The following is a 25,010-nucleotide window of genomic DNA, read 5'->3' on the forward strand; positions in this document are numbered from 1 at the left end:
AAACCGTCAACTTCCGGCATGAGAGCCAAATATAAACCGTACGTGCTAGGGTTTAGAGTCACCATTAAGTTTGTTTGTTAAGGATATCAACCTCTTGTAGGTCTTTAGGAGAATTATGGGCCTCTTAAAACGCATTCTGGGATATACGTGTGAGAACACGCACTACCAAGTGAACCGCGTCCACTCGCATTATGTTTCTATTCCTTGTGAAGCTTATTGTAAAACGACGGATGCCTGTCTGATTCATCTTTACAGAGATAAGCATCAACGTTTAGCTGAGCGCTTCATTAACCGCTCTACTTTTTATTATTCAGATAATGACGATCCTAATGAATTAGTGACGCTGTTAGACCTTGCTTGGCGAGGTTTATGCCCGAAGGCGCAAGTGCCAGAGGTGAGGAAGGTCATTGATGAAAAGCAGCAGGAAGTGCTTGATAGCCTTCAAGGCATAGATAGCTACATCATACTGGTTGGCTCGTGGTTGGGGAGTGAAGTTAGCAACTTCAAACGTAGCGTACAAGCCAAGCACCAAGAAATGATCGAAGACCGATTGTTGCTATTTGGAGACGAAGCTGAGGCGTTTCCTATTACCGAAGAATACGGAAGTGAACTGTATTTCTACAAATATCAATTGTTGCTGGATATCACCATTAGGGCAAATGAACTCAACATAAAAAACGTCGTAGCCAGGTGCACTTTCCGATGGTTTGATGCGATCTTAGCGGGCATTTTTCTGGGAAGCATGGAGCGAGAGGTGATTGAGGAAATCCATGATATGCACAATTTCCATCAGAACGTGCTCAATCAGATTTTTGAGCTGGCGGGAATCGGCTCATTAGAGCAGTTTCTTTTAAACGTTAAGCCAGCGTAGAAGTATAATAAGCGTATCAACCGTAGGTAGGATGATACGCTTTCACACTTTCTAGCCTTTTTGATGCAATTTCTCATAGGTTGCAAAGCTAAAAGCGCAGGCTGAAGAAATAAGATCTTGTTTGATGATGGTGACTGCATTGGCATCACTATTGGCGTAGTGCTTGGTAAAATGGACTTCTAGTGTACCTTTGTCTCGGTACCCACTCATTACGGGTTTTATTGATATCTCCTGGTTCAATCCTTCCGCTTCGTTGGGTTCGCCTAAGCTGAGTACTTTACCTACATATAACCTTCGGTCTGATAAGGTTAGCATGACCATTTTGTCCCCTTTTTCTAATGCCGACTTAAAGAGAAAATCATCCAAAGAACTGTCGGAGAATACCCTCGCGTTCAACCGCTCCTTGGGGCTTAACGTCATGTAGCGAATGCAATATTTGATATAGGCGAGTAATGACCAAAATACCGGTACAAGCAACATCGAAAACGTAATTATGGTTACCCAAGTTAGATTGACAACCTCTTGATTAGTAAAGGCATTGAGTTCGGAGAGTAGGTTCGATGTGAACTCATAAGGCGTCTGTGCAAACAACGCGTCAGGCAACCATTTTATTGGGGCGAAATGCGTTATGGTCGCGAAAAAATGCGCGTATCGATTAATGAGCAAGACTAAGCCTAAGGCGATAAATAAACATATCATGCCTAAGTTTGCGCTTTTTAAGTACAGGTACTGCCCTTCATAACGGTGTACCTTGTATCGATAGAACGGATGGATATGACAAACCAAAAAACCACTTACCAAGATTGGTAAGATTAGCAGCAAAAACAACTATTTCTCCTCAACGAGTAACCGAGCTCTTTCATAAATATTGTTCGTCATTAGGTCTTGATGAACTTCCTTAGCAGATATAAACACAGTCCCCCTGCCAACGACTTTTAATGATGTATAAGAACGGTTGATCTTTCTTGAGAGGTTTCGTTCTTCTCTCGTTCCCCATAGACCAAAAGTAAAAAATCGAATAACGCGCTCCATAACTCCTTCGCTGTAAAGTTTGATGCCCAAGCATGTCAGATGATTCGGAAATATATAAAAAGAAACCAGAAGAGTGTACCAATGTCTCTGTGTTATATCTAATGAGCGAATAACTAAATGGTCATTATTATTCTGCTCAAGTAAAAAAGGCAGGATATTCTTTGTATTTTCTATAATAAACAGACACTTATAGTGTTAACTAAACTTTTATTACCAGAAAATACATCAATAAATACGAAATATAGAAATACCATCATATTATTTTGAAAATATCTCATTGATTATTGCTCATGATGTTTTCAATGGGAGGAGTGATACTCTCAGAAAAAAGCATCGGGTTATTCGTATATGTTTTTCCATCAAGTTAAATCCAAAAAAGTCACATTGAAGCCGTACAGGTCGAAAAGAAGCTTGCTCGTTAGGATATCCGGCTACAATGGATTTATTGCCATCAACGGGAATGAAGTTTCATTATTTAACAATAGCTTACTAGTTATACCCGAAGGGGCGATCGTAGAGTGCGATTTGGCTAGGCAGAGTGAGGATAGTTCGTTTGAGGTCGTAACTCTCAACAAAACTGACATCAAAAAAATGAAGGTGAAGTTGGAAAAGCTTAATGACCTCATCTTAAATAAAAATAAGAATGAGTCGTTTATTCTGTATAAGAGTAAAAACCTGTGTGACATGTTTTACTCAAATAGAAAGCTAAACAATTGTCAAAAGTTGAGAAGTATAAAAAATATCGCATTAAAACAGAGTATCTTTCATTTGGTATTATATCTGTATAAAAAAGGTGTCGACATAAGTATATTGTTTAATACTGACTATCATATATCTCTGTCTTCTCGTTTAGCTAAACTGTTTATGTCTGAACCAACAAAAAAATGGACGTTAGACTTAGCCGCGAACTGCATGTTTACCAGTGCTTCGACATTGCGTAGAAAACTATCTAAGGAAGGAGCTTCCTTCTCTCGGGTTTTAAATGATGTGAGGTTGGGCATCTCCCTCAACTATTTAACATTTACCTCATACAATGTCTTAAAAGTCAGTGAGCTCAGTGGCTTCAACAGTTCGGCATATTTTTGTACGATTTTTAAGAAAAAGTATGGTGTAACACCTCAGGAGTTTCGGAAAAACTCAAAGGAAAACAATGTCTAAAAAGATTAGTTATAATCGGTCAAGTGTTGGCTTGAAGGCTAGCACCTAAAAAGAAGATGGTAATGGGATGGGTTAATAGAGCTTTATCTATAGGGATAGAGTGTTGGTAGTTTTCATTCCTAGCAGAGCTTGTTGAACCATTTCCCATGATAGCCATTAATTGAAGACAAATACGAAACTGAACAGTTCTATCTGGTTTACATAAGTCTCAGTTAAACAAGAGGTAAATCAATCACTTGCACTTCAATTGCTTAGTTTATACGTGAGTTCCTCATTTATATAGCAACTATACAAAATCTAATTCCTGTTACTAGTGAGATTTATTAAGTTAAATCATGGTGATGTTAGTATAAATTAGATTGCTTCAATAGACATCGGATATCAATGTACATAAATAATTAGAATTAGTCATTATGCTATTTGCTTATTGTGTTTTGATGTTCACCATAATAAATACAAGTATTTGTGGTTTTTGCTCATATTATATCTATCACTGACTAAACCCTATATATCAATTGAATTTAATTAAGAAAGTTGAATTAATAACAAAATTATTGGTTAGAAGAAATGAACTGATTTTTAATGATTAGCTATAAGCCAGTGTTTCTCGTATTGGGATTCCTGTTATCTAAACTCGCATTATTTATGTATATCCCATTTTTTATGGCGGTCATTACCGGGACTCAAGGGGCTTTAGACTTTGGTTTATCAGCAGTAATCACCCACGCTGGTGGGCTAGTGTGTGTGGCTATTGGCGGAAAAACATCATTAGCCCTAAAAGTAAAAGATGCGTTTCTGATCACTACCCTTGTCTGGGTTTTAGGCAGCGCGTTTGCATCCCTTCCTTTTATATTCATCAATGAAATTAGTTTTACCAATGCTTACTTTGAAACTATGTCCGGAATCACCACCACTGGGTCTACGGTTCTTGCTGGTTTAGATAGTATGGCGCCTAGCATACTGCTTTGGCGCTCGCTGCTTCAATGGCTTGGTGGCGTTGGGTTTATCGTTATGGCTATTGCGATCCTACCCATGATCAATGTTGGTGGGATGCGACTTTTTCAAACTGAATCGTCAGATTGGTCAACAAAAAGTGAGCCTCGGATGAAGAGTGTGGCAAAAAGCATTCTATCGGTTTATCTGCTGCTTACTTTTCTTTGTGTGGTTAGCTATTCGCTATCTGGTATGAACTTATTTGATTCGATTAACCATGCGCTTACCACTGTCTCAACGGGAGGCTACTCCACGACAGATTCTTCTATGAATGGGTTTTCACCAATGGCTCACTGGGTGGCGATTATCTTCATGTTTGCTGGGGGGATGCCATTTATTCAATTTGTAGCCGCAATCAACCAAAAGAGCCTGTCTTGTTTAGTTAAAGATGCGCAAATCAGAGCCTATTTTAAGTTGGTGGTGGTATTGAGTTTGGTTGTCGCGTGTTGGCTGGTGATGAAGCTAGATTATCCAGTCATTGATGCTATTCGTATCGCAACCTTTAACATCGTTACTGTTATGACGACAACAGGCTTTGCTCTGGATGATTTCTCAAGTTGGGGAAGTTTAACAACCATTTTATTTTGTTTTGTTCTGCTGATGGGGGCTTGTTCAGGCTCGACGTCGGGGGGCTTTAAAATTTTCCGGATTCAGATTGCAACGTCACTCCTTAAAAAACAGGTGTACCAGTTGGTACATCCTTCAGGAGTATTTACCTTACGTTATAACAAAGCCCGCTTATCAGACAGTATTGTACAAGCCATAACGGCGTTTGCGTTTGTTTATGCATTGACAATTATTTTCATTGCAATGCTATTGGCAATTATAGGTTTAGACCCTGTCACTAGTTTATCCGGCGCCATTACATCGGTGGCAAATGTGGGTCCTGGACTTGGTTCCATTATTGGCCCTACTGGGAACTTCTCAACATTGCCAGATGCAGCAAAGTGGATCTTAAGCCTTGGAATGCTGATGGGGCGCTTAGAGATCCTCACCATTGTGGTCGTCTTATCCCCTTGTTTTTGGCGTATTTAACGTCGTCGAATTTTCTAACGCTCACTTGAAAGACTAGTGAGCTCCTCAGGTATCTATTTTTAAATTGCGATTATGAAATTGGTATTTTTTGCAAAAGAGATCAACAACTTTATCTTACGTGTTCATGCTATGGATGGGAGGAAAAAGAAAGAGATCAGAACATTAAGGCAGGGGTTATGTCGTACCCTACAGTTTGAAGGCGCAGGGTTTGAACTCTATTCCTTGTTAGAGCCAACGCATGATATTTCCAAGGATCAAGTCATACGTCTCGCTAAGGACAAATTAAGAATTCTGGTTCGAAAGTTCAAAAAGGAATTTGAAGAAAAAGAAGATGACACCTTCGCCGATTTAGAGAATCAAATTATCGATTATTTGTTTAACTCTGAGCATAAAGTAAGCCTGAAAGAGCTTGATCGGAATCTTTACATCAAAGGCACATACAACCAAGAAACCTTGGCCACTACGATAGCTAGGTTGGTTAGAAGTAATAAGGTGAACGTGGCGCATACCGCTCTAGGTAGCATGTATTACATTAACTATCAGAATAACTGGATCTATGATGGCGACAACCAATCATACGTACAATGTCGATGTCATTATCACTGCGCAACCTGTGATCAGAACTTAGTTTGTGTCTATCAGCCTAAACATAAAGTTGTTCGTGAGTTCTATAAGTTGATTGACATTGGCTTGGAAGTCGTTGTGGGTAAACCGCAACAAGATAATGATGGTTTGGTTGGTCACACTATACGCTTCTATTCAAGTATAGAAATAAACAATGAGATCAGAATATCAGAAGGCTTGGACTATTCCGTTATCAATTCAGATGATGAAAAGTTGGTGGTGATTGATAATTTTGGTAAGCCATACATTGTGTTATTGGAAGATTTAAATTGGTTCCGTGTTGATTTAGGCAATCGATGTAAGAGCAAGCAAGAGAAAATTGCGGTCAAACGGAAGTTTGCTAGTGGCTACGAGTCAAATCACAAAACCAGAGATAACATCATTAAATGTATCTCGTCTATCGGTGATGCATCGGTATCGGTTGATGCTTTAATGATGAAGTTGGGGCTACTGAGGCTGCCCATCGAAAAGGCGTTATCTCTACTTGAGGAAGAAGGTATTGTCGCAAGCATCACTGAAAAAAACACGAAGAAATATCATTTACGCTAGTTTAATGACTTCATTTTTTACCGGTACCCCTTCCTTACTGTTTCTACATGTTAAATCTTCTCGGCCTAGGCAGTGTTTACTATGACTTAAACAGCATACCTCAGCGAGAGTTGGACTTAGTGATTTAGATTTGAAGTCATATAACTCTACTTATGGATTGATTATCGATACATGTCGCATAAAGATTCTTCTATCTTGCTAGTATGCTCGGTAATATTCAGATGTTAACTAATTGATAGCAATGTTTTTCCATAATATTAATTCCGGCAATTTTAAGCTACCTAACTATAGGACTAAAAAGATTATATTTGCTAGGGTCTCAGGCTATAAAGGAGACGTTAGTATCAATGGTTCTCCGGTTTTTGATTTTAACAATAGTTTAATTATCATTCCGAAAAATTCTTTTATTAGTGTTAACCTTTCGAAAGTAAGTGATCAGGCTGAATTAGATTTTATTAGCTTAAACGATACTGACATTGAATGCATTAAGCATGACTTATATGAACTCAACAAATTTATTTTTGATAAGAGAAACAGAAGAGCCTGTCATTCTAATGATGGTGGTAGTTTCATAAAGTCTAAGAAAAAAGATTTTTGTGATGTATTTCTAATGAATCGAGTAGTCGATGGACATCCTTGTATGGAGAGGTTGAACAAAGCCATTCTTCGACAAAGTGTTGTTGAACTTTTAATCCATCTACATTTAGAAAACAAAGATATAAATGTTGTATTAAACATTAAGAGCGAGCTTTTGATCTCTGAAAGGTTGTCTAATCTGCTGATGCGCGAGCCTAAAAAGCACTGGACACTTGAAGCTGCGGCTTTGTCTATGGCGACGAGCGTCTCTACACTGAGGAGAGGATTGTCAGCGGAGCAGAAATCATTCTCTTGTATCCTCAACGAGGTAAGGCTCAATGTTGCCACCAGGTATCTAAAGTTTAGTAACTTTAGCATATTAAAGATAAGCAATCTTTGTGGATTTAAGAGCTCTGCGTATTTCTGTACTGTATTTAAAAAAAATAAACACGTAACGCCTCAGCAGTTCAGGAGTAACTATAGAAAACCCATAATATAAACCGCTTTATTGAAAGAAATTAGTCATTATCTTAAATTCGCTAATTATTGGAGTTGTGAGTCATTTCACGGTTTAAAAATTGGGTTTGATTGCTAAGAAATAGTTTTAAATATTCTATTAACAATAGAGTCAATCTGATGTTTATATTGTAATCTTTTGGGCAAAATGTCTAATTTAGACTCAGCACTATTACTGTATATTGTATCCATTCATTACAGCGCAGACTTAGAAAGCTATGTAGTTGTGTAAATATATTAATAGTAATTATCTGCGTTAAATTAAAGTGGGATATCTATTTTGAAACTCACTTAAAGCTAGGTACTTACAATCAATTGTAGTTTCTATTCTAATTCGGCGTTATTCGTTGAAGTTTGACCTATTTCACTTATTACCTATTTAGAAGTAATAGGCATTTTAATCGTAATTTTTTATTTAAAGGTAGGTAGAAAGGTATGTTCATATGACAGATTTCCAAATGGCAACGACTGAACAACCCAAAGCGTCTTGCACTGAACAAGGCTTTGGTATTAATCGTCAGTGGTTAGCATCTTTGACCCTAAAATTTGGTGCTCATGCTGAAGGCAGTACAAGTGTCACGCGATTAAATACCCTACGACATTTTGGACCTCTCATTGTTCAAAGACCTTTCTATCCAGAGGGAAGAGATGGCTGTTGTCATGTCTACATTCTGCACCCACCAGGTGGGTTAGTGAGTGGCGATGAGCTGAACTTCAACATCAGTGTAGACAGCCAGGCTCATGCTTTAGTGACAACCCCTGCCGCAAACAAGTTGTATAAAGCCGACCGCAACTTGGTGCCATGGAAACAACACACCAATTTGGATGTTGAAGATAACGCGATTTTAGAGTGGCTTCCTCAAGAGTCGATTGCTTTTGATGGCTCTATTGGTGACCAAACTTGCACGATTAATTTAGGTAACAACGCCAAGTGTCTAGGTTGGGAAATTACCGTTCTTGGGCGACCTGCAAGTGAACTGCCATTTAACAGTGGACGCATCACTCAACAATTCAACCTTTACCAAAATGGCAAGCCCTTGTGGCTTGAAAGACAAACGGTGGATCCAACTCATCCTCGCTTTACCGGTAAGTGGGGGCAAGGTGGTGCAACCGTACACGCCAATATGTGGGCGGTTGGTCTAGAAGATCCTAAACAAGCAATCCTAGCACTGAGAGAACACATGCCTGCTTCCGATCGTTGGGCGGTGAGCGAGCGACGTGGTGTGTTGGTGATTCGTTATCTCGGTACCGAAAGAAACGAAGTTTGGGACTTATTCCAACAAGCGAGAGAAGTATTACGCCCGCTACTCATCGGTATGGCTCCGGTTATACCAAGAATATGGCTGACTTAATCTAAATCCGAACTGTAACGCCTCATTAACCACTTAATGATGCAGTTTTATATTGAAAATAATGAAACGGAGTAAACGATGGAATTAACACCTAGAGATAAAGACAAATTACTTTTGTTCACTGCAGGTCTTCTTGCTGAAAGACGCAAAGAAAAAGGCATCAAACTGAATTACCCAGAATCTGTTGCGCTGATCAGCTGCGCAATTATGGAAGGCGCACGTGAAGGACGCACCGTTGCAGAAATGATGAGTGCAGGTCGTGAAATCTTAACTCGTGATGACGTTCAGCCTGGCATCGCTGAAATGATTGAAACGGTACAAGTAGAAGCAACTTTCCCTGATGGCACAAAGCTCGTGACTGTGCATAACCCGATTATTTAAGGAGACCTTCATGTTCGCAGGTGAATATCAACTAAAAGCTGATGACATTGAGCTATGTAGCGACCGCACAACTATCCCAGTAAAAGTTTCTAACACGGGCGATCGCCCTGTTCAGGTTGGCTCACATTACCACTTTGCTGAAGCGAATCGCGCTTTATCCTTTGACCGAGAGCTTGCTTATGGTCACCGCCTAGCGATTGCTGCTGGCATGTCAATTCGATTCGAACCAGGTCAAACCCGTGAAGTGGAACTAATTCCATTCGCTGGTTTACGTCAAGTCTACGGCTTCCGTGGTGACGTGATGGGCTCACTAGATAACAATTCTAAGTAAAGGTAACAGTAATGAAGATTTCTAGACAAGCGTATGTAGACATGTACGGCCCTACGACGGGTGATAAAGTTCGTCTGGGTGATACAGAACTATGGATCGAGATTGAAAAAGATCATACGCACTACGGTGAAGAAGTCGTATTTGGCGGTGGTAAAGTTATCCGTGACGGTATGGGCCAGAGCCAGCGTTGTGATGATGCAGTGATGGATACCGTCATTACTAACGTCATCATCATGGATTACTGGGGCATCGTTAAAGCTGACGTTGGTCTTAAGCAAGGTCGTATCGCAGCAATCGGCAAAGCGGGCAACCCAGACGTACAGCCAAATGTTGATATCATCATTGGCCCTGGTACTGAAATCATCGCAGGTGAGAACCAAATCCTAACTGCGGGTGGTATCGATACACACATCCACTTTATCTGTCCGCAACAGATTGATGAAGCGCTGATGAGCGGTGTAACGACCATGATTGGTGGGGGTACTGGTCCTGCAACAGGCAGTCTAGCGACAACCAGCACATCGGGTCCTTGGCACATCGGCAAGATGATGCAAGCGGTTGATGATCTACCAATGAACATCGGTCTACTAGGTAAAGGCAGTGCAAGTACGCCTGAAGCACTTGAGCTGCAAGTAAAAGCTGGCGCGATGAGCCTGAAGATCCACGAAGACTTTGGTGCAACAGCGGCATGTATCAACAACGCCTTAAACGTAGCAGATCGCTACGATGTTCAGGTTGCGCTTCACTCAGATAGCTTGAACGAATCTGGCTTCTTACAAGATACGCTAGCTGCATTTAAAGATCGTTGTATTCATACCTACCACACGGAAGGTGCGGGTGGTGGTCACGCTCCAGACATCATTGCAGCTTGTGCACTGCCAAATGTACTGCCTTCTTCAACAAACCCAACGCGTCCGTACACCATCAACACCGTTGATGAGCACTTGGATATGTTGATGGAGTGTCACCACCTAGATCCAAACATCCCTGAAGACGTTGCGTTTGCAGACTCTCGTATTCGTCGCGAAAGTATCGCCGCAGAAGACATTCTTCACGATATGGGCGTGATCTCGATGATGTCATCAGATTCACAAGCAATGGGACGTGTGGGTGAAGTTGTATGTCGTACTTGGCAGACTGCAAACAAGATGCGAGTACAGCGCGGTCTACTTCCTGAAGACCAAGATCTTGGGGCAGATAACTTCCGTGCGAAGCGCTACATCGCGAAATACACCATTAACCCAGCAATCACTCACGGTATCGCACACGAAGTGGGCTCGATTGAAGTAGGTAAATTCGCGGACTTGGTGCTTTGGAAACCGGCATTCTTTGGCGTTAAACCATCTATCATCTTGAAAGGTGGCATGATCGCAGGCGCTGCGATGGGCGATCCAAACGCGGCAATCTCAACGCCTCAACCGGTGCATTACCGCAACATGTTCGGCTCTTTGGGTCGCGCAGTATCAGCGACGCGTATGACGTTTGTTAGCCAAGCTGCGATGAACACTGGCCTAGAAGAAAAACTGGGTCTGAACAGCCCGCTTGTTGCGTGTAAAGACGTTCGTAACAAGACCAAACAAGACATGAAGCACAACGACGTGTGTCCTGAGCTGACCGTTGATCCACAAACTTATGAAGTAAGTGCGGATGGCGTTCTATTGACGTGTGAACCAGCAACAGAAGTTCCGTTGGCTCAACGCTACCATTTGTTCTAATTAACAGTAAGGGCTTGCAATGCTTGAACTAACAAAACGATTAGATGCCAATACGGAATGTGAGGTATTCGATAGTCTTATTCTTCCTTATGAGCTGCGTATCCGAGGACGCCTTAAAGGAGTGACGGAAAAGGGACATGATGTCGGTTTGTTTCTTGATCGTGGACCAGTATTACGTGATGGCGACCTGCTAGAAGCGAAAACTGGTGAAGTGATTCGTGTCCATGCAGCGAACGAACCCGTCACGACGGCATACATCAACGGTACGCTTCCTCTCGCTCGCCTTTGCTATCACTTAGGCAACCGCCACACATTGCTTGCGGTTGGTCAGGATGAAGACGGACGTTGTTGGGTACGAATGACACCGGACCATGTGCTTGAAGAGCTGGCACTGCTGCTTGGTGCAACATTGACGCATCATCAAGCGCCTTTTGACCCAGAATCCGGTGCATACGCACATGTTGGTCGTGAGCAATCTCATGATCACTCTCACGGCCACCATCACCACGGGCATCAGCATGAACACTAATACTTCTGATCGTGAAGTCGGTGATCTAGCACTACTTGGCTTGATGCAATTTATTAGCCCAGCACTTCCTATTGGTGCGTTTGCTTGGTCACAAGGGCTAGAAAGCGCTTTTGAGCTTGGTTGGGTGAAAAACGAAGAAGAGCTTGGTGCATGGCTGGAAGGCGTACTTGATGACGGTTTATCGCGTTGCGAATTACCTGTGTTAGCACGCTTGTATCGCTCTTGGGCGAATAGCGATTGCCAAGAAGTGACGTTTTGGAACGATTGGCTGTTAGCGAATCGCGAAACGTCTGAGTTATGCGAAGAAGACATTCGTCTTGGTCAAGCATTAATAGACTTACTGACCAATCTAGAAATGCACCCTCAGCGCCATGTTGAGGGAGCAAAACAGCTTCAAGAACCTGGATACGTAACCATGTTTGCTTGGGTGGCACAGCTTAACCATATTCCTGTTCGACAGAGCTTGCTGGGCTTTGCATGGGGATGGTTAGAAAACCAATTAGCGGTGGCATGTAAAGCGCTGCCGCTGGGGCATACCGCAGCACAGCGCTTGTGTATTCGACTGCAACCTAAGCTTGTTGAAGCGGTTGAAGCATCCCTCTGCTTAGAGGATTGGGAGCTAGGCCCAACACTTCCTGGCTTAGCGCTAGGAAGTGCAAAACATGAAACGCAATATTCAAGACTATTTCGAAGCTAATTTGCTTTAAAGAACAAAAGGAAAATTAATATGACACAGTGTTTACGTGTTGGTGTAGGCGGTCCTGTTGGTTCTGGTAAAACAGCGCTGCTACGTAAATTGTGTAAAGCACTTAAAGATCATTACAACATCGCGGTTGTAACGAACGATATTTACACCCGTGAAGATGCGGACTTCTTGCTAAAGCATGACGCGCTGCCATCAGATCGTATTCTTGGTGTAGAAACGGGGGGCTGTCCACATACTGCTATCCGTGAAGATGCTTCGATGAACCTCGCTGCGGTGAACGACTTACAATCGCGTCATCCAGATCTTGAGCTCGTGATGATCGAATCTGGCGGTGATAACCTAGCTGCGACATTCAGCCCAGAGCTGTCTGACCTAACGATTTACGTTATTGATGTGTCTGCAGGTGACAAGATCCCACGTAAAGGTGGTCCGGGTATCACTAAGTCAGATCTATTGATCATTAATAAAATCGACATTGCTGAATATGTACATGCGTCTCTCGATATTATGGACCGTGATGCGAAGAAGATGCGTGGCGATCGTCCATTTATTTTCGCGAACTTACATGACGGTGTTGGTTTAGAAGAAATCATTAGCTTTATTTTGAAAGAAGGCATGCTGCCTGACCGTAGATAGCATCAATTTTCTTTTAATATAAAAAGATATTTACTCTAGCGTCTCCCTACGCAATTTTTTAACTCTGTATTAATTAAGTCATACCAGTCATTGAGTACTGGTATGGCTTATTAACGCATATTTTTATTTTGCTAAATAACAATATGCGTTGACTAAAAAAACCAATATTACTTTTATTTACATTCTGGGGCTATTTATGTCTGAAGTTAGAACCGCGTCCACATCTGGACCAGAGAAGAAAATGAGCAAACCACTTGCTTATATGTTTATTATGATTGGTATTTTCGCCTTGGCGTTTTCTGCAATCATGGTAAAAGAAGCAAACTTTGAACCTGCAACCAACGCATTCTTACGTTGTCTTGTCGGCTTCTTGGTTTTGATTCCATTTGCCGTTGCCGAAATTAAAAAGAAAGGCCTAATTAATAAATCTGGTTTTGTACTCGCTATTATAGCAGGTATTTTCCTTGGTCTTGATATGACCTCTTGGAACTTTGCGATCTTCTTTATTGGTGCGGGTATCTCATCTATCCTGCTTAACCTACAAATTATCATCATGCCATTGCTTGCCATGACTTTTGATAAGTTTAAACCGGAGAAAAGCTTCTGGTTCCTAGTACCGATCATGTTGTTCGGTATTGTACTAGCGGGTGGTGTGCTAGAAGGTGGCCCATCTGAAGGTCCAAGTACCATGTGGGGCTACCCTATTGCGCTAGTGGGTACGATATTAGGTATTAAATCGGGCATTTGTTACGCGCTATACCTCTACACTAGCCGTAAGTCGGGCACACTAAACGCAGGTCGTTACTTCCAGCCGCTAATGTGGGTATTCCTTGCTCAGCTTATTCCTGCTGCAATTGTTATGGCAAATACTCATGGTTTCAACATTACCACGGGTGTTCTCGTCGACGGTAAACTACCACTAACAGCAGCCGATGGCTCTATTGCGGGTGATGCGATTAATATGAGCAACTGGATCTGGATTGTGATCTTAGGTGTTGTTGGTCATGCGGTTGCTTGGGTATTTGTACAAATTGGTTCGGTAAACTTGGATCCAACCGTTGTTGCAGGTCTATTGCTATTAAGCCCAATTACTACTGTTCTTGTTGCACCATTCACAAGTGGTGAATCGGTAACGCTACTGCAATCAATCGGTGTGGTAATTGTTCTTACTGCGGTGGCATATCAGAATGGTCTGCATACTGCCTTGTTAAATAAGCTCAGAGGCGAGCCTGCTAAAGTAAGAAGTTAAGCTTTATCCTTTACAGCGTGAACAAAATAGAGCCCAATATTAACGCTAATATTGGGCTTTTTTAGGTTGTGTAGATTATGCGTTTCGATTGTGTTTGTTTGATTATGAGGAAGTGATTAGTACTTGAGTGTTAGCAGCGATGAGCCGTTGTTTTCTCTAGAATATTGCCTGAACTTTGAGGGCGTTAGATTGTACTTTCGTTTGAATGCATCACAGAAGTAAGCCGAACTACCAAAGCCGCAACGATGGCTGATCTCACTGACATTGTAGGAAGTGAAAGTCAGCATATTGAGTGCAATGCCCATTCTTACGTCTAACAGCAATTGGCTGAAAGAGACGTCTTCTTTATTCAAGTGTCTTCTTAGCGTGGAAGAGGAGATGAACAGCTTGCTGGCGACTTCCTCAATTTGCCACTTATGAGTCGGATCTTGGCTTATCATTCGAGTGATGACCTCTCGCTTTGATTGGTAATGATCGGACTTGAACATTCGAATAATATCCATTTCGTAGTAACTCATTGTTAAAAATATAAAAAATAGAGACTCTTCAACCAGTAACACCTTTAAAGCGTGGTTGCTTAATGTGTCATGTCCCTCTTTTAATATTCTGAACCTGTCCTTTATCTCGAAGTTGTCACTGATAGCGTAAGAGATGCTATTGCTACCTAGCGCACGCTGTGGAACTTTAGAGAGCAGAGAGTCAATCGTATGGTTGGATACGGTCAGTATTTGAACCTCAATGCACTGTGATGGGCTCTCGCTGCGTAAGTCACACCAAACTCGGCTGTATTGAGGAATCATCAAGATAGTTGGGGAGGTAATGGCGATCTTACTGTCATTGATGCACACCAGTCCTTTGGCTTCAGAGAGATATATTATGTAATGATGTTCCACATAAAACTCTCTGAGTGTTATCGTTTTACAGTCAATTACTTTTCTATACTTCATATCTATTGTCACGATTGAAAATTTAGCTATTTGATATAGTAGTTTTTCAATTAACTTTGCTATTCGTTTCACATGAATAAAGGATAGGGCCCTATTTCTAAGTAAAATGAATATATTTCTAAATCATAATTAAAAACATATTTTTTATTTTCTGTTTTTATTGACTACGTTTTTTTTTATTTGATAATGGCTAAATATTAACTAGCAAGGCTTATTAATGTGAAAGAAGTGTTAACCATTAAGGGATTGTCACTAGGCATTAAAACGGAGTTAGTTAGGGATATTAGCTTTAGTCTAAAAGAGAAAGAGTTCTTAGCGATTGTTGGTCCTAATGGGTGCGGAAAATCGACCTTTATTCGCACCATTATGGGTACGGTGAATATATTCTCTGGTGAATTGAGTTTTCTGGGTAAACCACTTTCGAGTTATAACCATAAAATGCGTTCAAGATATATTGCATTTATGGGGCAGAATAATACCGTCGACCCACAAATGAGAGTGCTTGATTATATTTCACTGGGGCGATTTCCTCATTTTCACTATTCCACACGCCAATACGACAACGAATGCATTACCCGCGTGATCGCCGAGCTTGGACTGGAGGCGTTAAGAGAGCAAAAAGTTGGGCAGCTTTCTGGTGGAGAGTTTCAGCGCGTCAACTTAGCGCGAGTGTTGGTGCAAGAGCCCAAGTTGCTGCTTTTGGATGAGCCGACGAATCACTTAGACCCTAAAGCGAGAATAGAGCTTCTCAAAATCGTTAAGGATAAGCAGATCACGACGATTGCCGTATTACATGATTTAAACCTTGCCGAATACTTTGCCGACCAAGTGATGATCATTAATCGAGGCAAGATGCAGGTGTGCGATACGGTCGAAAACACGCTCAACGCCCACTGGATAAAAGATACTTTTGATTTGAATACCCTTCATTTCTTACATCCTACAACAGGAAAAGCGATCCGTTTTTTTGAAATAGATTAAGGAGTTACCGTGAAAAAAATATGCTTGATGCCGTTGTTTTTATCTGTCTCTGTTTACGCAAACACCAATGCACCGACGGAACCACATTACCCAGTCAGCGTTGAAAGCTGCGGGGACGTGTTGACGTTTGAACAAGCACCAAGACGGGCGGTATTCCAAGACCTAAATATGACGGAAATGGCGTTCGCATTGGGGCTACAACCTAACATGGTGGCGGTAAATGGTATTACAGGGTGGTATCAAGTATCCGATCAGTTCAAGGCAGACTTGGGCGATATTCCCGAAATCTCTGGGCGTTACTTAACGCTAGAACCTTTACTAGAAAAGAATCCGGACTTCCTGTTTGCTGGTTGGAACTATGGTCTTAAATTTGGCTCGGATCTAACGCCACAAAACTTAGCGCACTTTGGTGTAAAGACGCTGGTACTCAGCGAAAGCTGCGCTCACATCACTAAGAAGAAACAAGAAGCTTCTATGGAGCTGCTTTACGGCGATGTCCTTAAGTTGGGTAAGGTCTTCGATAAGAGTGATAAAGCACAAAGCTTAGTCGAGAGCTGGAAAAAAGACCTCAACGAAATAGAGGCAAAGGTATCAGCTTATCCAACCAAGAAGGTGTTCCTTTACGATTCAGGCATTGATCAGCCCTTTACTAGTGGGCGCTTTGCTATGCCTCATGCGCTGATCAAAGCAGCTGGTGGCGTCAACGTGATGGGCAACGAAAACTTTAGTTGGGGCACTGCACCATGGGAAAAAGTCGCCATTCATAATCCTGATATGATCATTTTGGTGGATTATGGCAGCTCAGATGATGCAGCGAGCAACAGCTCGATAAAAAACCTGAGTGACAACCCTCTAATGCGCCAAACGAAAGCGGTGAAAAATGGTCAATTTTTGCGGCTGAAGTACAGTGAGCTGACGCCAGGCCCCAACAATGTAGTTGCCATCAAGAAGATTGCAGCCAAGCTCCATCCCGAGGCTGGTATCGTGATTCATGAGTAATTCGAATGTAAAGTTTTGGCTTGCTATCGTGGCAAGCCTGATGCTGCTATCGGTCATACTGTTCCTTTCGCTCTCTTACGGAACAATAAACATCCCCTTTTCCGCTGTTTATCAGTTTTTTACCTTTGACCACGCTTCGCTACCTGCAATGACCAACGTTATTTTGAGTGAGATTCGAATTCCTAGATTTCTTCTCGCGATTTTAGTTGGTGCTGGGCTTGCCATGGTGGGGGCGCTATTGCAGACCGTGACCAAGAACGACTTGGCTGACCCATTCTTATTCGGGTTATCCGCGGGAGCATCGGCTGGCGTTGTTGCGGTTATCAGCCATTTCGATTTAGCGTTAGGTCAATGGTCTTTACCGGTGGCAGCATTTGCTGGGGCAACCTTATCCGCAGCTTCGGTTATCCTAGTGTTCTTTTTGCAAAAGTCTCAAGGGGTTGAGCGCCTGATCTTATCTGGGTTGGCGGTTTCGTTCCTGTTTAGTGCCATTACTGGGTACTTGATTTATACCGGCGATCAACGTTCGGCGAGCAATATTCTCTTTTGGTCGATGGGGGGATTAGGGCTGGCAAAATGGGAGAATCTACCGTTTGCTTCTGTTGGGGTTATTGTGCTCGCACTGTTTACCATGCTGCGCTGGCGTTCGCTTGATGCTATGTTGGTGGATGAGGACACCAGTAACTCACTGGGTGTAAGCGTCAAATTCCTCCGCGTGACCGTGTTTATTTTATCGGCACTCTCTACAGCCATCTTTGTCTCTTTAAGTGGCGTGATTGGCTTTGTTGGACTTATCGTGCCGCATCTCGCGAAACCATTTTCCGGACCAAGTCATCGTTATCTATTGCCTTTATGTGCTTTTATTGGCGCGATGCTGCTCTCAGCCAGTGACTTGATGAGCCGAGTACTGATCCCTGGTCAGGAGTTACCCATAGGTCTGATGACTTCAGCAATTGGCTCTATGTTTATTCTGTTTTTCGTACTTAGAAAGAAATAAGGCGAGATAGAATCCCAAGGTCATGGAGATAACTCTGCTATATAAGTCGGCCTCACCGTTTAAAGTGGTGAGGCCGACTTTTTTGGTTAAGGGCGTGAGAAAGTGACTCCTCGGCGTCGATTACTTGTTGCTTAGGATGATTCTTTCCGCATCGCCAACCGCTCTGGTTAAGCTCTGGTTGCTGGACAATTGACCGGAACTTACTGGACCAAGAACATGGGTATATAGCGCTAACTGCTTCTCGAATGGCAGTCTTAGAGTGTTGTAGAGCTCCTGCCTAATTTGAACATGGGACTCTTGTGGGGCTGAGGATAAGCGTAATAGGGTTTCATGAATAACAGTCTTCATCTGTTGTTTGTCCTTTTGTTTTCTACGTTGTTAGGGCTTAAATAAAGTAGCACCACCGAGCATGTACATACTCGGTGGTGGTCGTGTTCATCAGTATTGGAAGCGTTAGGCTTGGCGATTCAGTGTTTCAACCACAAGCGTATAGTTTGGTGATTCATTTATATTGGTTTGGTTTAGATTACTCGCTTTATCCAAGCGTTGGCGGCAACTAGGGCTCAAATGCTTTAAGTGAATCTTCTTGTTTTGAGCCTGATAGCGCTCTGTCAAAGTCACGATGGCTGCAATGGCGGAATGGTCAGTCACTCGAGTGTTGGCAAAGTCGACAACTACGTCTTGCGGATCGTCATGTACGTTGAATAGCTCTAGGAAGTTTGCCGTAGAACCGAAGAAGATCGGCCCATAGACTTTGTACTCTTTTATGCCTTCTTCATTGATACTTGTTTCTGCGTAAATATATTTCGCGTGTTCCCATGCGAACATTAATGCCGAGGCAATCACGCCTACCGCTACTGCAATAGCAAGGTCCGTCAACACGGTTACCACGGTAACTAAAACAATAACGAAGAAATCTTGTTTAGGTACTCGACGTGCAAGCTTGAATGTCGCCCATTCAAATGTGCTAATCACCACCATGAACATCACCCCAACAAGGGCTGCGAGAGGAATCATCTCAATCAGTGAAGAAGCGAATAGGATGAACAGCAAGAGCGAGATAGCGGCAACGATGCCCGATAGACGCCCGCGTCCACCTGAATTTACGTTGATCATGGACTGACCAATCATTGCGCAACCACCCATTGCTCCGAACACTGAACAGGTCAAGTTCGCGATGCCTTGCCCGATACACTCGCGATTAGGTTGACCACGTGTGCTTGTTATTTCATCCAGTATTGTTAGTGTGAGTAGTGATTCGATCAGACCAATTGCGGCAAGGATGACAGCGTAAGGCAAAATGATTTGCAGTGTTTCTACCGTAAATGGTACCGCTGGAATGGAGAAGCTAGGTAGCGAGCCTGCTAGTGTTGCGGTTTCGTCAACAGACATGGTGCGCAGGAAATCGATGACTGTGCGCGTTTCTAGATCCAATCCAACAACAAGTGCTGTAACGGTGACGATTGCGACCAAAGAAGATGGTACAGCAGTGGTGAGCGTTGGTAGAAAGTGAATGATTGCCATGGTTAATGCAACTAGGCTTATCATTAGTAGCATTTGATCTTGTGGTAGCCAAGTCAGTATGCCGTTGATGTCCGGCGCTTTAAACTGGCCTAACTGCGCTAGGAAGATAACAATCGCCAGGCCGTTTACGAAACCAATCATCACCGGGTGAGGTACGATTCGGATGAATTTCCCTAGTTTGAATAACCCCGCAGTGAGCTGAATGATGCCTGCCAGCATAATTGCGGCAAAAAGATATTGGACGCCGTGAATCGCCACAAGGGATACCATGACGACTGCCATCGCTCCGGTTGCACCAGAAATCATACCAGGACGCCCACCAATGATAGAGGTGACAAGCCCTACAATGAAGGCTGCGTACAGGCCAGCCATAGGATCAACGCCAGCCACAAAAGCAAAGGCTACGGCTTCAGGAATTAAAGCCAATGCAACGGTTAGCCCTGAGAGGATATCTTTTTTCATGTTAAACCCAATAGTTTATTTATTCGCTTGATGACCGTTAGATTTTGATAGTTTTTGTCTTTTCTGATCTCGTTAACTAAGGTTCTTCTTAGTTGTGCTTTAGTGACGGTTAGAGGAGGCATACTCAAAGGGCCTTTTACCCTACATGACATCGTGTCAGGGCAATATATCTCGGCTTTGGCTGTGTTTTTTAGTAGCCAACGAAAGCAATTTGGACATAATTTGTCTGTTTTTTCGTACATATTTCTTTGGCTTATTATCAGTTAGAGAGATAAAAAGTTAATGCCATTGGAATATAAGCGGATGCTATATCCATCATTGGCGATAGACTTGAACTTACAAATAAAAACGTTATCGAAATTAAACTTATACTTATTTGAATTTTCACAGTTATAGAAGAGTAAACTAGAGTCCAGTTCAACAAAGACGTTATCTTCTGCATCTAAAGAAAAGGAGGTGACATCATCAATAGAGTCAAGAAAACTTAATATCTTATTCCAGTATGTGGCATCGAAAGGTTTTAACCTAATCTCAAAGTCCTCAATAGATGAATAGTCAATCCTTTCTAAGTTCATTTTCTACCTCAAAAAAAGCCCTAACCAAAATTGGATAGGGCTAAGTTGTGCAAGAGCGGAATAAAGTTATTTTTAAGTAGGTTACTTATCTCATATGAGCGAGAGGACTTTATCAAACTGGGCTTTATAACGACAAGTAGGCATGAAATGTTTTTTATTATTTCAAAACATTATGACTTAATTGTTTAATTTATAAAATAAAAAAAGTCTTTTCCTGTTCAATTTAGTTTTGTTTTACTAATGATATGGGACGTGAAGTTGTGAGTAGGTAAAAAGATTATAGAACGGTGAAGATAGTTAAAGAGCACTGCGTGTAAAAATTAAACATAATGCGCGCATGTTGTAATGAAGTGCGTCTAAATAATCAGCATAATCTTATAGTTTTACTTACGATGTGGATTGTTTGTGAAAGGAGAGGTATGAAAATATTTAGAGGCATATTAATTGATTTAATCATCCTTGTCGGTGTTCTATCCGGGATGATTGCCTTCTCTTTAAATAAAGTCGATATATTAGGTACGATTCTGATTGCTACCGCTTCTTTGTTGATCCTTGCTCTATTTATCTATGGTTTAAAAGATGGATATAAAAGAAGCGGTTAATTCTTTTACGAATCGATATTTAATTGGAATTAAATATAACTAATGACTCTCTTTTCTAGCCTAAATGATGTTCACGTAAGTTAAATGTCCTTATCATTAATTTAAAGGTAACATTAAAATGACTGGCACCATTATAAAATGCTCGAGAAATACAAATAGTGCACCAATGAATAGTCACTCAACGCAAAGTGTTGCGTTTTCTCATTACAATAACATCTCTGCTCAGCTGCCAATTGACCCTCAAACCAACCAACTTGTTGAAGGTGGCATTCAGGAACAAGCCAAACAGTGTCTTTTGAACATTAAAAGAATTGTAGAGAGCATTGATCACGTTATGGATGATGTGGTTAAAGTGAATGTCTACTTGACCAATATTAATGACGCAGAAGCAGTGAACAAGGTGTATGCGACTTTCTTTACGAATCTTCTGCCAACACGTACTGTCTTGGCGATTGAGGCGGTACCTTTTGAAGGGGCGTTGCTACAAATGGATGCGCTTATTTCAAATGGTGAGGGGACCACACCACAAAAGCCATGTGATTTAATCAAGGTGTCGCGTGATACTGAACTGGCACCAACGAGTCCGTTTTCTACCCAGACTGTCGCATTCTCACACTACAATAATATCTCAGCACAGTTGCCTATTGATACCACGACAGGAAGCTTGGTCGAAGGTGGTGTAAAAGAACAAACTCAGCAATGTCTGCAAAACATCAAGCACATCCTAGAGAGCATTGATGTTCCGCTGGATGACATCGTAAAAACGACCGTTTACCTACAAGATCTGGCTGATATCGAGTCAGTGAACGAAGTGTATCGTACTTTCTTCCCCGACTCTGCGATTGCAAGAGCAGTGGCGTACGTGCCTGCGCGCTCAGTTATTCAAGCATCTGCGCTGCCAATGGGCGCAGCAGTACAAATTGATGCTGTGATTTCTCATGGTGACGGCACGCCGCCGCAAGAAGTTGAAGATCGCCACGGCATTGTGATTAAGGCAAACAACACGCTGAACGCTCCTCTTGATGCGCTTGCGACGCAAACTGTGGCGTTTTCTCACTATAACCACATTTCCGCGCAACTGCCGATGGATGCACTGAACCATGAACTGGTTCAAGGTGGGGTAAAAGAGCAAGCTAAGCAATGTTTGAAAAACATTAAAGCGATCGTTGAGAGTATTGGCCACGTGATGAATGATGCGGTTAAGGTCAATATTCAAGTGACTGACATTGCTGATATTGATGCAATCAACGAGGTGTACGCCACTTTCTTTGATGGCGATTTGCCAGCAAGAACCGTGATTGCTGTATCTAACATCGCGCTAGGTGCAAAAGTTCAAATGGATTGTGTGCTTTCAAATGCAGAAGGCACACCGCCACAAGTGTAATCAAACACAAAGCCATCACTCTGGTAAGGAGTGATGGCTAATGATTGAAATTACTCGTTGGATTATTTCTACTCTATATTTCTTTCTGGTTGAAAAACGACATCCAAGATCTCGATGGTTTTCTTGTTGCCATTTGGCAGTGTCCAATCGATGCATTGACCGACAGACAGTCCGATAAGTGCCATGCCAATCGGGGCTAGTATGGATATATGTGAGTTATCTTTCACTTGGTTTGGATAAACGAGCACTTTCCGAATTTGTTCTTCCTCACCAAGGAATTTAAACGTCACTTTAGAGTTCATCGTGACAATATCGCTACTAATCTCATGTGGCTCGACAATCAAAGCGCGGTCAATTTCTTCTTCTAATTTAAGCAGCTCGTCGGTGAAATTCGGAATGTTATCAAGTAATCGACAGATATTGTTGTAGTCATCAGATGTAACGGTGATCGAATTAGACATAATAGTTCCCTAAATCTAATTTCCATGCCCAAGTACCTTGAGGCGGCTCGGGTATATAGTGAAATTTTCTATTGCATAAAGCGAGATACCATACTCATGCATGGTTAGAGAAAATGTTACCTAAACTCAAGGATTGGTTATTTAAGTGAAAATCAGAACGAAATGGTCGTAAATCTTAATGTTTGCTCGCTAAGTCCTGCACCTAGACTTCAATTTAGAGTCTTTAGCTCACCTCGTTACTTCTTGTTGATACAAGAGACGCATCACTGGTCTTTTTAGACTGGATTCGGAACTGTGACGGTGTCAGGTGGTACTTGCGTTTAAAGGCATCACAAAAGTAAGCGGCACTGCCAAACCCGCAACGGTTGCTGATCTGTGAAACGTTATAGGAAGTGAACGTTAACATGTTCAGTGCGAGCCCCATTCTTACGTCGACTAATAGCTGGCTAAACGATAAATTTTCTTTTTGTAAATGTCTTCTCAATGTAGAAGTTGAAGTAAACAGTTGTTTGGCGACATCCTGTATTTGCCACTTTCTTTGTGGTTCTTTCGTGATCATTCGTGCGATCACTTCGCGTTTGCTTTCTTCGTAATTGAACTGAAAGACATTGAAAACATCGATACCCGATTCGCAAAGAGAGAGCAGTATGAAGTAAAGCGTTTGCTCTAAGAACATGATCTTTAACGCATCTCTACTTAAGGAGTCATACACTTCTTTGAGTAGCTGAAAGTTATTGTCCACATCCACTGGTGTTGGCAGTTGATGGGCTACAGTGTTTTTAATAAAGCTACGTTTTTGAGGAAGTTGAAGTAGCGAGCCTTCTAGCATCTCATCAGTCACGATTAACAGCTGAATTTGTAAGGGCGAGAATGACGACTTCTGAGTCAAATGACATGACAGGCAAGTAAACTGCGGAATGATTAATGTTGATGGGCCATCGATGGTGATTTGCTGATCATTGATGTAAACCGTCCCTTTCGCAAAGGCGATGTTTACAATGTAGTGATACTCTACGTAAAACTCCTCAAGTTTCACTGGTTTGTACATTTCAATATATCTATATTCCACTATTGCTTATCTCATAATTGGGCTTACTACATGCAGTAAGTTGGGCTAAAAGAAAAGCATCCATGCGACGGTACAATGCACAGTATAACGCCACTTACTCCTACTTTTCATAAATTCATCAAAGAAAGTGCATTATCTTAGTAATTTGAGCTAATTTCTAAATGCGTGCTATTGATTTTTTGATTAAGTAATTGAAAGTAAAGGGTAATGATGGTGTTTCTATCAGTAATCGAAATTAAGATTAAGAGTCAGCTGATAAGTTCTTTGTTATGAGACCAGTTGGCGGTGATGTTCTTCATGCTGAAGAGGTGCTTAAATAATCTTGAATACCAGCAGATATAGATATTGGACCATAATGTTTAGATGACTTACTTTGAGGTTTATATCTAAAGTTTATGGGCTGATATCGGAATGGAATGATGAGATTATTATTGTATATTTTATTTCGAGAGTGGTTAGGAGACATAACCTACCAGTCGAATCATGTAGCTATTGTTGATGATAAAAATTGCAATCCTTCGTTATCAATATTTACGGGTTAGTTAGTCTAAAGCTTGGCCAATGAGTTTGCCTAATCACTCTCAAACTATTCAAAAGTTAGTACCTTGTTCAAAACCTAGTACCTTACTCAAAATTCTAATACGCCATATACCTACTCATCAATTACGCATTGATGATTATTGCTCATTTGTCTTTCAATAACTTTCGGCTTATTCATCGTTAGTTAAAATATATCAAATATTTACTCCTATCCAT

General features: G+C 41.7%; 24 protein-coding genes. 18 read left to right on the plus strand and 6 right to left on the minus strand.

The window, feature by feature from the left end:
• Positions 1 to 115: 115 nt before the first annotated feature.
• Positions 116 to 871, plus strand: coding sequence for a hypothetical protein (locus ACTS60_RS16325; protein ID WP_440889107.1), 756 nt, complete (start codon positions 116 to 118; stop codon positions 869 to 871).
• A 51-nt stretch (positions 872 to 922) separates the two neighbouring features.
• Here the strand turns inward: ACTS60_RS16325 and ACTS60_RS16330 are convergent, their stop codons facing one another.
• On the minus strand, positions 923 to 1,699 hold the full coding sequence (locus tag ACTS60_RS16330; protein WP_440889108.1) for a hypothetical protein: 777 nt from the start codon (positions 1,697 to 1,699) through the stop codon (positions 923 to 925).
• Between the two features lie 1,116 nt (positions 1,700 to 2,815).
• Between ACTS60_RS16330 and ACTS60_RS16335 the strand changes: the two genes are divergently transcribed.
• The 12 genes from ACTS60_RS16335 to ACTS60_RS16390 all read left to right on the plus strand — a co-directional run bounded on the left by ACTS60_RS16335 (position 2,816) and on the right by ACTS60_RS16390 (position 14,253).
• Positions 2,816 to 3,061, plus strand: coding sequence for a helix-turn-helix transcriptional regulator (locus tag ACTS60_RS16335; RefSeq protein ID WP_440889164.1), 246 nt, complete (start codon positions 2,816 to 2,818; stop codon positions 3,059 to 3,061).
• 582 nt (positions 3,062 to 3,643) lie between these two features.
• The gene (locus tag ACTS60_RS16340; RefSeq protein WP_440889109.1) at positions 3,644 to 5,089 is read left to right on the plus strand and encodes a TrkH family potassium uptake protein; all 1,446 of its coding nucleotides are present in this window, start codon (positions 3,644 to 3,646) and stop codon (positions 5,087 to 5,089) included.
• Positions 5,090 to 5,161: 72 nt separating this feature from the next.
• Positions 5,162 to 6,262: a hypothetical protein gene (locus ACTS60_RS16345; RefSeq protein ID WP_440889110.1), complete on the plus strand. Its 1,101-nt coding sequence runs from the start codon at positions 5,162 to 5,164 to the stop codon at positions 6,260 to 6,262.
• Between the two features lie 241 nt (positions 6,263 to 6,503).
• Positions 6,504 to 7,337, plus strand: a complete 834-nt coding sequence (locus ACTS60_RS16350) for a helix-turn-helix transcriptional regulator (protein ID WP_440889111.1) — start codon at positions 6,504 to 6,506, stop codon at positions 7,335 to 7,337.
• Positions 7,338 to 7,797: 460 nt separating this feature from the next.
• The gene (locus ACTS60_RS16355) at positions 7,798 to 8,706 is read left to right on the plus strand and encodes an urease accessory protein UreD (protein WP_440889112.1); all 909 of its coding nucleotides are present in this window, start codon (positions 7,798 to 7,800) and stop codon (positions 8,704 to 8,706) included.
• 78 nt (positions 8,707 to 8,784) lie between these two features.
• Entirely contained in the window at positions 8,785 to 9,087 is a 303-nt protein-coding gene (gene ureA / locus ACTS60_RS16360) for an urease subunit gamma (RefSeq protein ID WP_440889113.1), read from the plus strand.
• A 10-nt stretch (positions 9,088 to 9,097) separates the two neighbouring features.
• Entirely contained in the window at positions 9,098 to 9,418 is a 321-nt protein-coding gene (locus ACTS60_RS16365; RefSeq protein WP_440889114.1) for an urease subunit beta, read from the plus strand.
• 11 nt (positions 9,419 to 9,429) lie between these two features.
• A complete protein-coding gene (gene ureC, locus ACTS60_RS16370) occupies positions 9,430 to 11,133 on the plus strand; it encodes an urease subunit alpha (RefSeq protein ID WP_045383082.1) in 1,704 nt (567 codons plus the stop codon).
• A gap of 19 nt (positions 11,134 to 11,152) precedes the next feature.
• Complete coding sequence (gene ureE, locus ACTS60_RS16375; RefSeq protein ID WP_009696562.1) at positions 11,153 to 11,662, plus strand: urease accessory protein UreE; 510 nt, start codon at positions 11,153 to 11,155, stop codon at positions 11,660 to 11,662.
• Entirely contained in the window at positions 11,613 to 12,359 is a 747-nt protein-coding gene (locus ACTS60_RS16380) for an urease accessory protein UreF (protein ID WP_440889115.1), read from the plus strand. The genes ureE and ACTS60_RS16380 overlap by 50 nt, the downstream gene beginning before the upstream one ends.
• Before the next feature lie 30 nt (positions 12,360 to 12,389).
• Entirely contained in the window at positions 12,390 to 13,004 is a 615-nt protein-coding gene (gene ureG, locus ACTS60_RS16385; protein WP_009696564.1) for an urease accessory protein UreG, read from the plus strand.
• A 196-nt stretch (positions 13,005 to 13,200) separates the two neighbouring features.
• Positions 13,201 to 14,253 carry a DMT family transporter gene (locus ACTS60_RS16390; RefSeq protein WP_440889116.1) on the plus strand — a complete coding sequence of 351 codons (1,053 nt, stop codon included), beginning with the start codon at positions 13,201 to 13,203 and terminating at the stop codon, positions 14,251 to 14,253.
• 116 nt (positions 14,254 to 14,369) lie between these two features.
• On the opposite strand, the gene ACTS60_RS16395 is transcribed toward ACTS60_RS16390, so the two are convergent.
• A complete protein-coding gene (locus ACTS60_RS16395) occupies positions 14,370 to 15,146 on the minus strand; it encodes a helix-turn-helix transcriptional regulator (RefSeq protein ID WP_440889117.1) in 777 nt (258 codons plus the stop codon).
• A gap of 273 nt (positions 15,147 to 15,419) precedes the next feature.
• Here ACTS60_RS16395 and ACTS60_RS16400 point away from each other — a divergent pair, with 273 nt between their 5' ends.
• The 3 genes from ACTS60_RS16400 to ACTS60_RS16410 are packed head-to-tail and all read left to right on the plus strand — an operon-like array spanning position 15,420 to position 18,177.
• Positions 15,420 to 16,181 carry an ABC transporter ATP-binding protein gene (locus ACTS60_RS16400; protein ID WP_079401603.1) on the plus strand — a complete coding sequence of 254 codons (762 nt, stop codon included), beginning with the start codon at positions 15,420 to 15,422 and terminating at the stop codon, positions 16,179 to 16,181.
• A gap of 9 nt (positions 16,182 to 16,190) precedes the next feature.
• Entirely contained in the window at positions 16,191 to 17,180 is a 990-nt protein-coding gene (locus tag ACTS60_RS16405; RefSeq protein ID WP_440889118.1) for an ABC transporter substrate-binding protein, read from the plus strand.
• A complete protein-coding gene (locus ACTS60_RS16410) occupies positions 17,173 to 18,177 on the plus strand; it encodes a FecCD family ABC transporter permease (RefSeq protein ID WP_033008126.1) in 1,005 nt (334 codons plus the stop codon). Before ACTS60_RS16405 ends, ACTS60_RS16410 begins: the two co-directional genes overlap by 8 nt.
• A gap of 120 nt (positions 18,178 to 18,297) precedes the next feature.
• Here ACTS60_RS16410 and ACTS60_RS16415 read toward each other — a convergent pair whose 3' ends face one another.
• A complete protein-coding gene (locus ACTS60_RS16415) occupies positions 18,298 to 18,525 on the minus strand; it encodes a PAS factor family protein (RefSeq protein ID WP_407833562.1) in 228 nt (75 codons plus the stop codon).
• A gap of 105 nt (positions 18,526 to 18,630) precedes the next feature.
• Complete coding sequence (locus tag ACTS60_RS16420) at positions 18,631 to 20,163, minus strand: SulP family inorganic anion transporter (protein ID WP_440889119.1); 1,533 nt, start codon at positions 20,161 to 20,163, stop codon at positions 18,631 to 18,633.
• A gap of 994 nt (positions 20,164 to 21,157) precedes the next feature.
• Here ACTS60_RS16420 and ACTS60_RS16425 point away from each other — a divergent pair.
• The gene (locus ACTS60_RS16425; protein WP_440889120.1) at positions 21,158 to 21,340 is read left to right on the plus strand and encodes a hypothetical protein; all 183 of its coding nucleotides are present in this window, start codon (positions 21,158 to 21,160) and stop codon (positions 21,338 to 21,340) included.
• A gap of 118 nt (positions 21,341 to 21,458) precedes the next feature.
• Positions 21,459 to 22,724, plus strand: a complete 1,266-nt coding sequence (locus tag ACTS60_RS16430; RefSeq protein ID WP_440889121.1) for a RidA family protein — start codon at positions 21,459 to 21,461, stop codon at positions 22,722 to 22,724.
• A gap of 68 nt (positions 22,725 to 22,792) precedes the next feature.
• Here the strand turns inward: ACTS60_RS16430 and rnk are convergent, their stop codons facing one another.
• Both rnk and ACTS60_RS16440 read right to left on the minus strand, forming a co-directional pair.
• Entirely contained in the window at positions 22,793 to 23,185 is a 393-nt protein-coding gene (rnk, locus tag ACTS60_RS16435) for a nucleoside diphosphate kinase regulator (protein ID WP_440889122.1), read from the minus strand.
• 223 nt (positions 23,186 to 23,408) lie between these two features.
• Positions 23,409 to 24,254 carry a helix-turn-helix transcriptional regulator gene (locus ACTS60_RS16440; RefSeq protein ID WP_440889123.1) on the minus strand — a complete coding sequence of 282 codons (846 nt, stop codon included), beginning with the start codon at positions 24,252 to 24,254 and terminating at the stop codon, positions 23,409 to 23,411.
• Positions 24,255 to 25,010 lie beyond the last annotated feature (756 nt).

Source organism: Vibrio sp. WZ-1 (assembly GCF_052037695.1).
Taxonomy (GTDB): domain Bacteria; phylum Pseudomonadota; class Gammaproteobacteria; order Enterobacterales; family Vibrionaceae; genus Vibrio.

What these genes read in the sequence shown, in the direction of transcription:
- ACTS60_RS16325 (WP_440889107.1), top strand. Translation starts at nt 116, where the DNA reads ATGGGCCTCTTAAAACGCATTCTGGGATATACGTGTGAGAACACGCAC.
- ACTS60_RS16335 (WP_440889164.1), top strand. Translation starts at nt 2,816, where the DNA reads ATGTTTACCAGTGCTTCGACATTGCGTAGAAAACTATCTAAGGAAGGA.
- ACTS60_RS16340 (WP_440889109.1), top strand. Translation starts at nt 3,644, where the DNA reads ATGATTAGCTATAAGCCAGTGTTTCTCGTATTGGGATTCCTGTTATCT.
- ACTS60_RS16345 (WP_440889110.1), top strand. Translation starts at nt 5,162, where the DNA reads ATGAAATTGGTATTTTTTGCAAAAGAGATCAACAACTTTATCTTACGT.
- ACTS60_RS16350 (WP_440889111.1), top strand. Translation starts at nt 6,504, where the DNA reads ATGTTTTTCCATAATATTAATTCCGGCAATTTTAAGCTACCTAACTAT.
- ACTS60_RS16355 (WP_440889112.1), top strand. Translation starts at nt 7,798, where the DNA reads ATGACAGATTTCCAAATGGCAACGACTGAACAACCCAAAGCGTCTTGC.
- ureA (WP_440889113.1), top strand. Translation starts at nt 8,785, where the DNA reads ATGGAATTAACACCTAGAGATAAAGACAAATTACTTTTGTTCACTGCA.
- ACTS60_RS16365 (WP_440889114.1), top strand. Translation starts at nt 9,098, where the DNA reads ATGTTCGCAGGTGAATATCAACTAAAAGCTGATGACATTGAGCTATGT.
- ureC (WP_045383082.1), top strand. Translation starts at nt 9,430, where the DNA reads ATGAAGATTTCTAGACAAGCGTATGTAGACATGTACGGCCCTACGACG.
- ureE (WP_009696562.1), top strand. Translation starts at nt 11,153, where the DNA reads ATGCTTGAACTAACAAAACGATTAGATGCCAATACGGAATGTGAGGTA.
- ACTS60_RS16380 (WP_440889115.1), top strand. Translation starts at nt 11,613, where the DNA reads ATGATCACTCTCACGGCCACCATCACCACGGGCATCAGCATGAACACT.
- ureG (WP_009696564.1), top strand. Translation starts at nt 12,390, where the DNA reads ATGACACAGTGTTTACGTGTTGGTGTAGGCGGTCCTGTTGGTTCTGGT.
- ACTS60_RS16390 (WP_440889116.1), top strand. Translation starts at nt 13,201, where the DNA reads ATGTCTGAAGTTAGAACCGCGTCCACATCTGGACCAGAGAAGAAAATG.
- ACTS60_RS16410 (WP_033008126.1), top strand. Translation starts at nt 17,173, where the DNA reads ATGAGTAATTCGAATGTAAAGTTTTGGCTTGCTATCGTGGCAAGCCTG.
- ACTS60_RS16415 (WP_407833562.1), bottom strand. Translation starts at nt 18,525, where the DNA reads ATGAAGACTGTTATTCATGAAACCCTATTACGCTTATCCTCAGCCCCA.
- ACTS60_RS16420 (WP_440889119.1), bottom strand. Translation starts at nt 20,163, where the DNA reads ATGAAAAAAGATATCCTCTCAGGGCTAACCGTTGCATTGGCTTTAATT.
- ACTS60_RS16425 (WP_440889120.1), top strand. Translation starts at nt 21,158, where the DNA reads ATGAAAATATTTAGAGGCATATTAATTGATTTAATCATCCTTGTCGGT.
- ACTS60_RS16430 (WP_440889121.1), top strand. Translation starts at nt 21,459, where the DNA reads ATGACTGGCACCATTATAAAATGCTCGAGAAATACAAATAGTGCACCA.
- rnk (WP_440889122.1), bottom strand. Translation starts at nt 23,185, where the DNA reads ATGTCTAATTCGATCACCGTTACATCTGATGACTACAACAATATCTGT.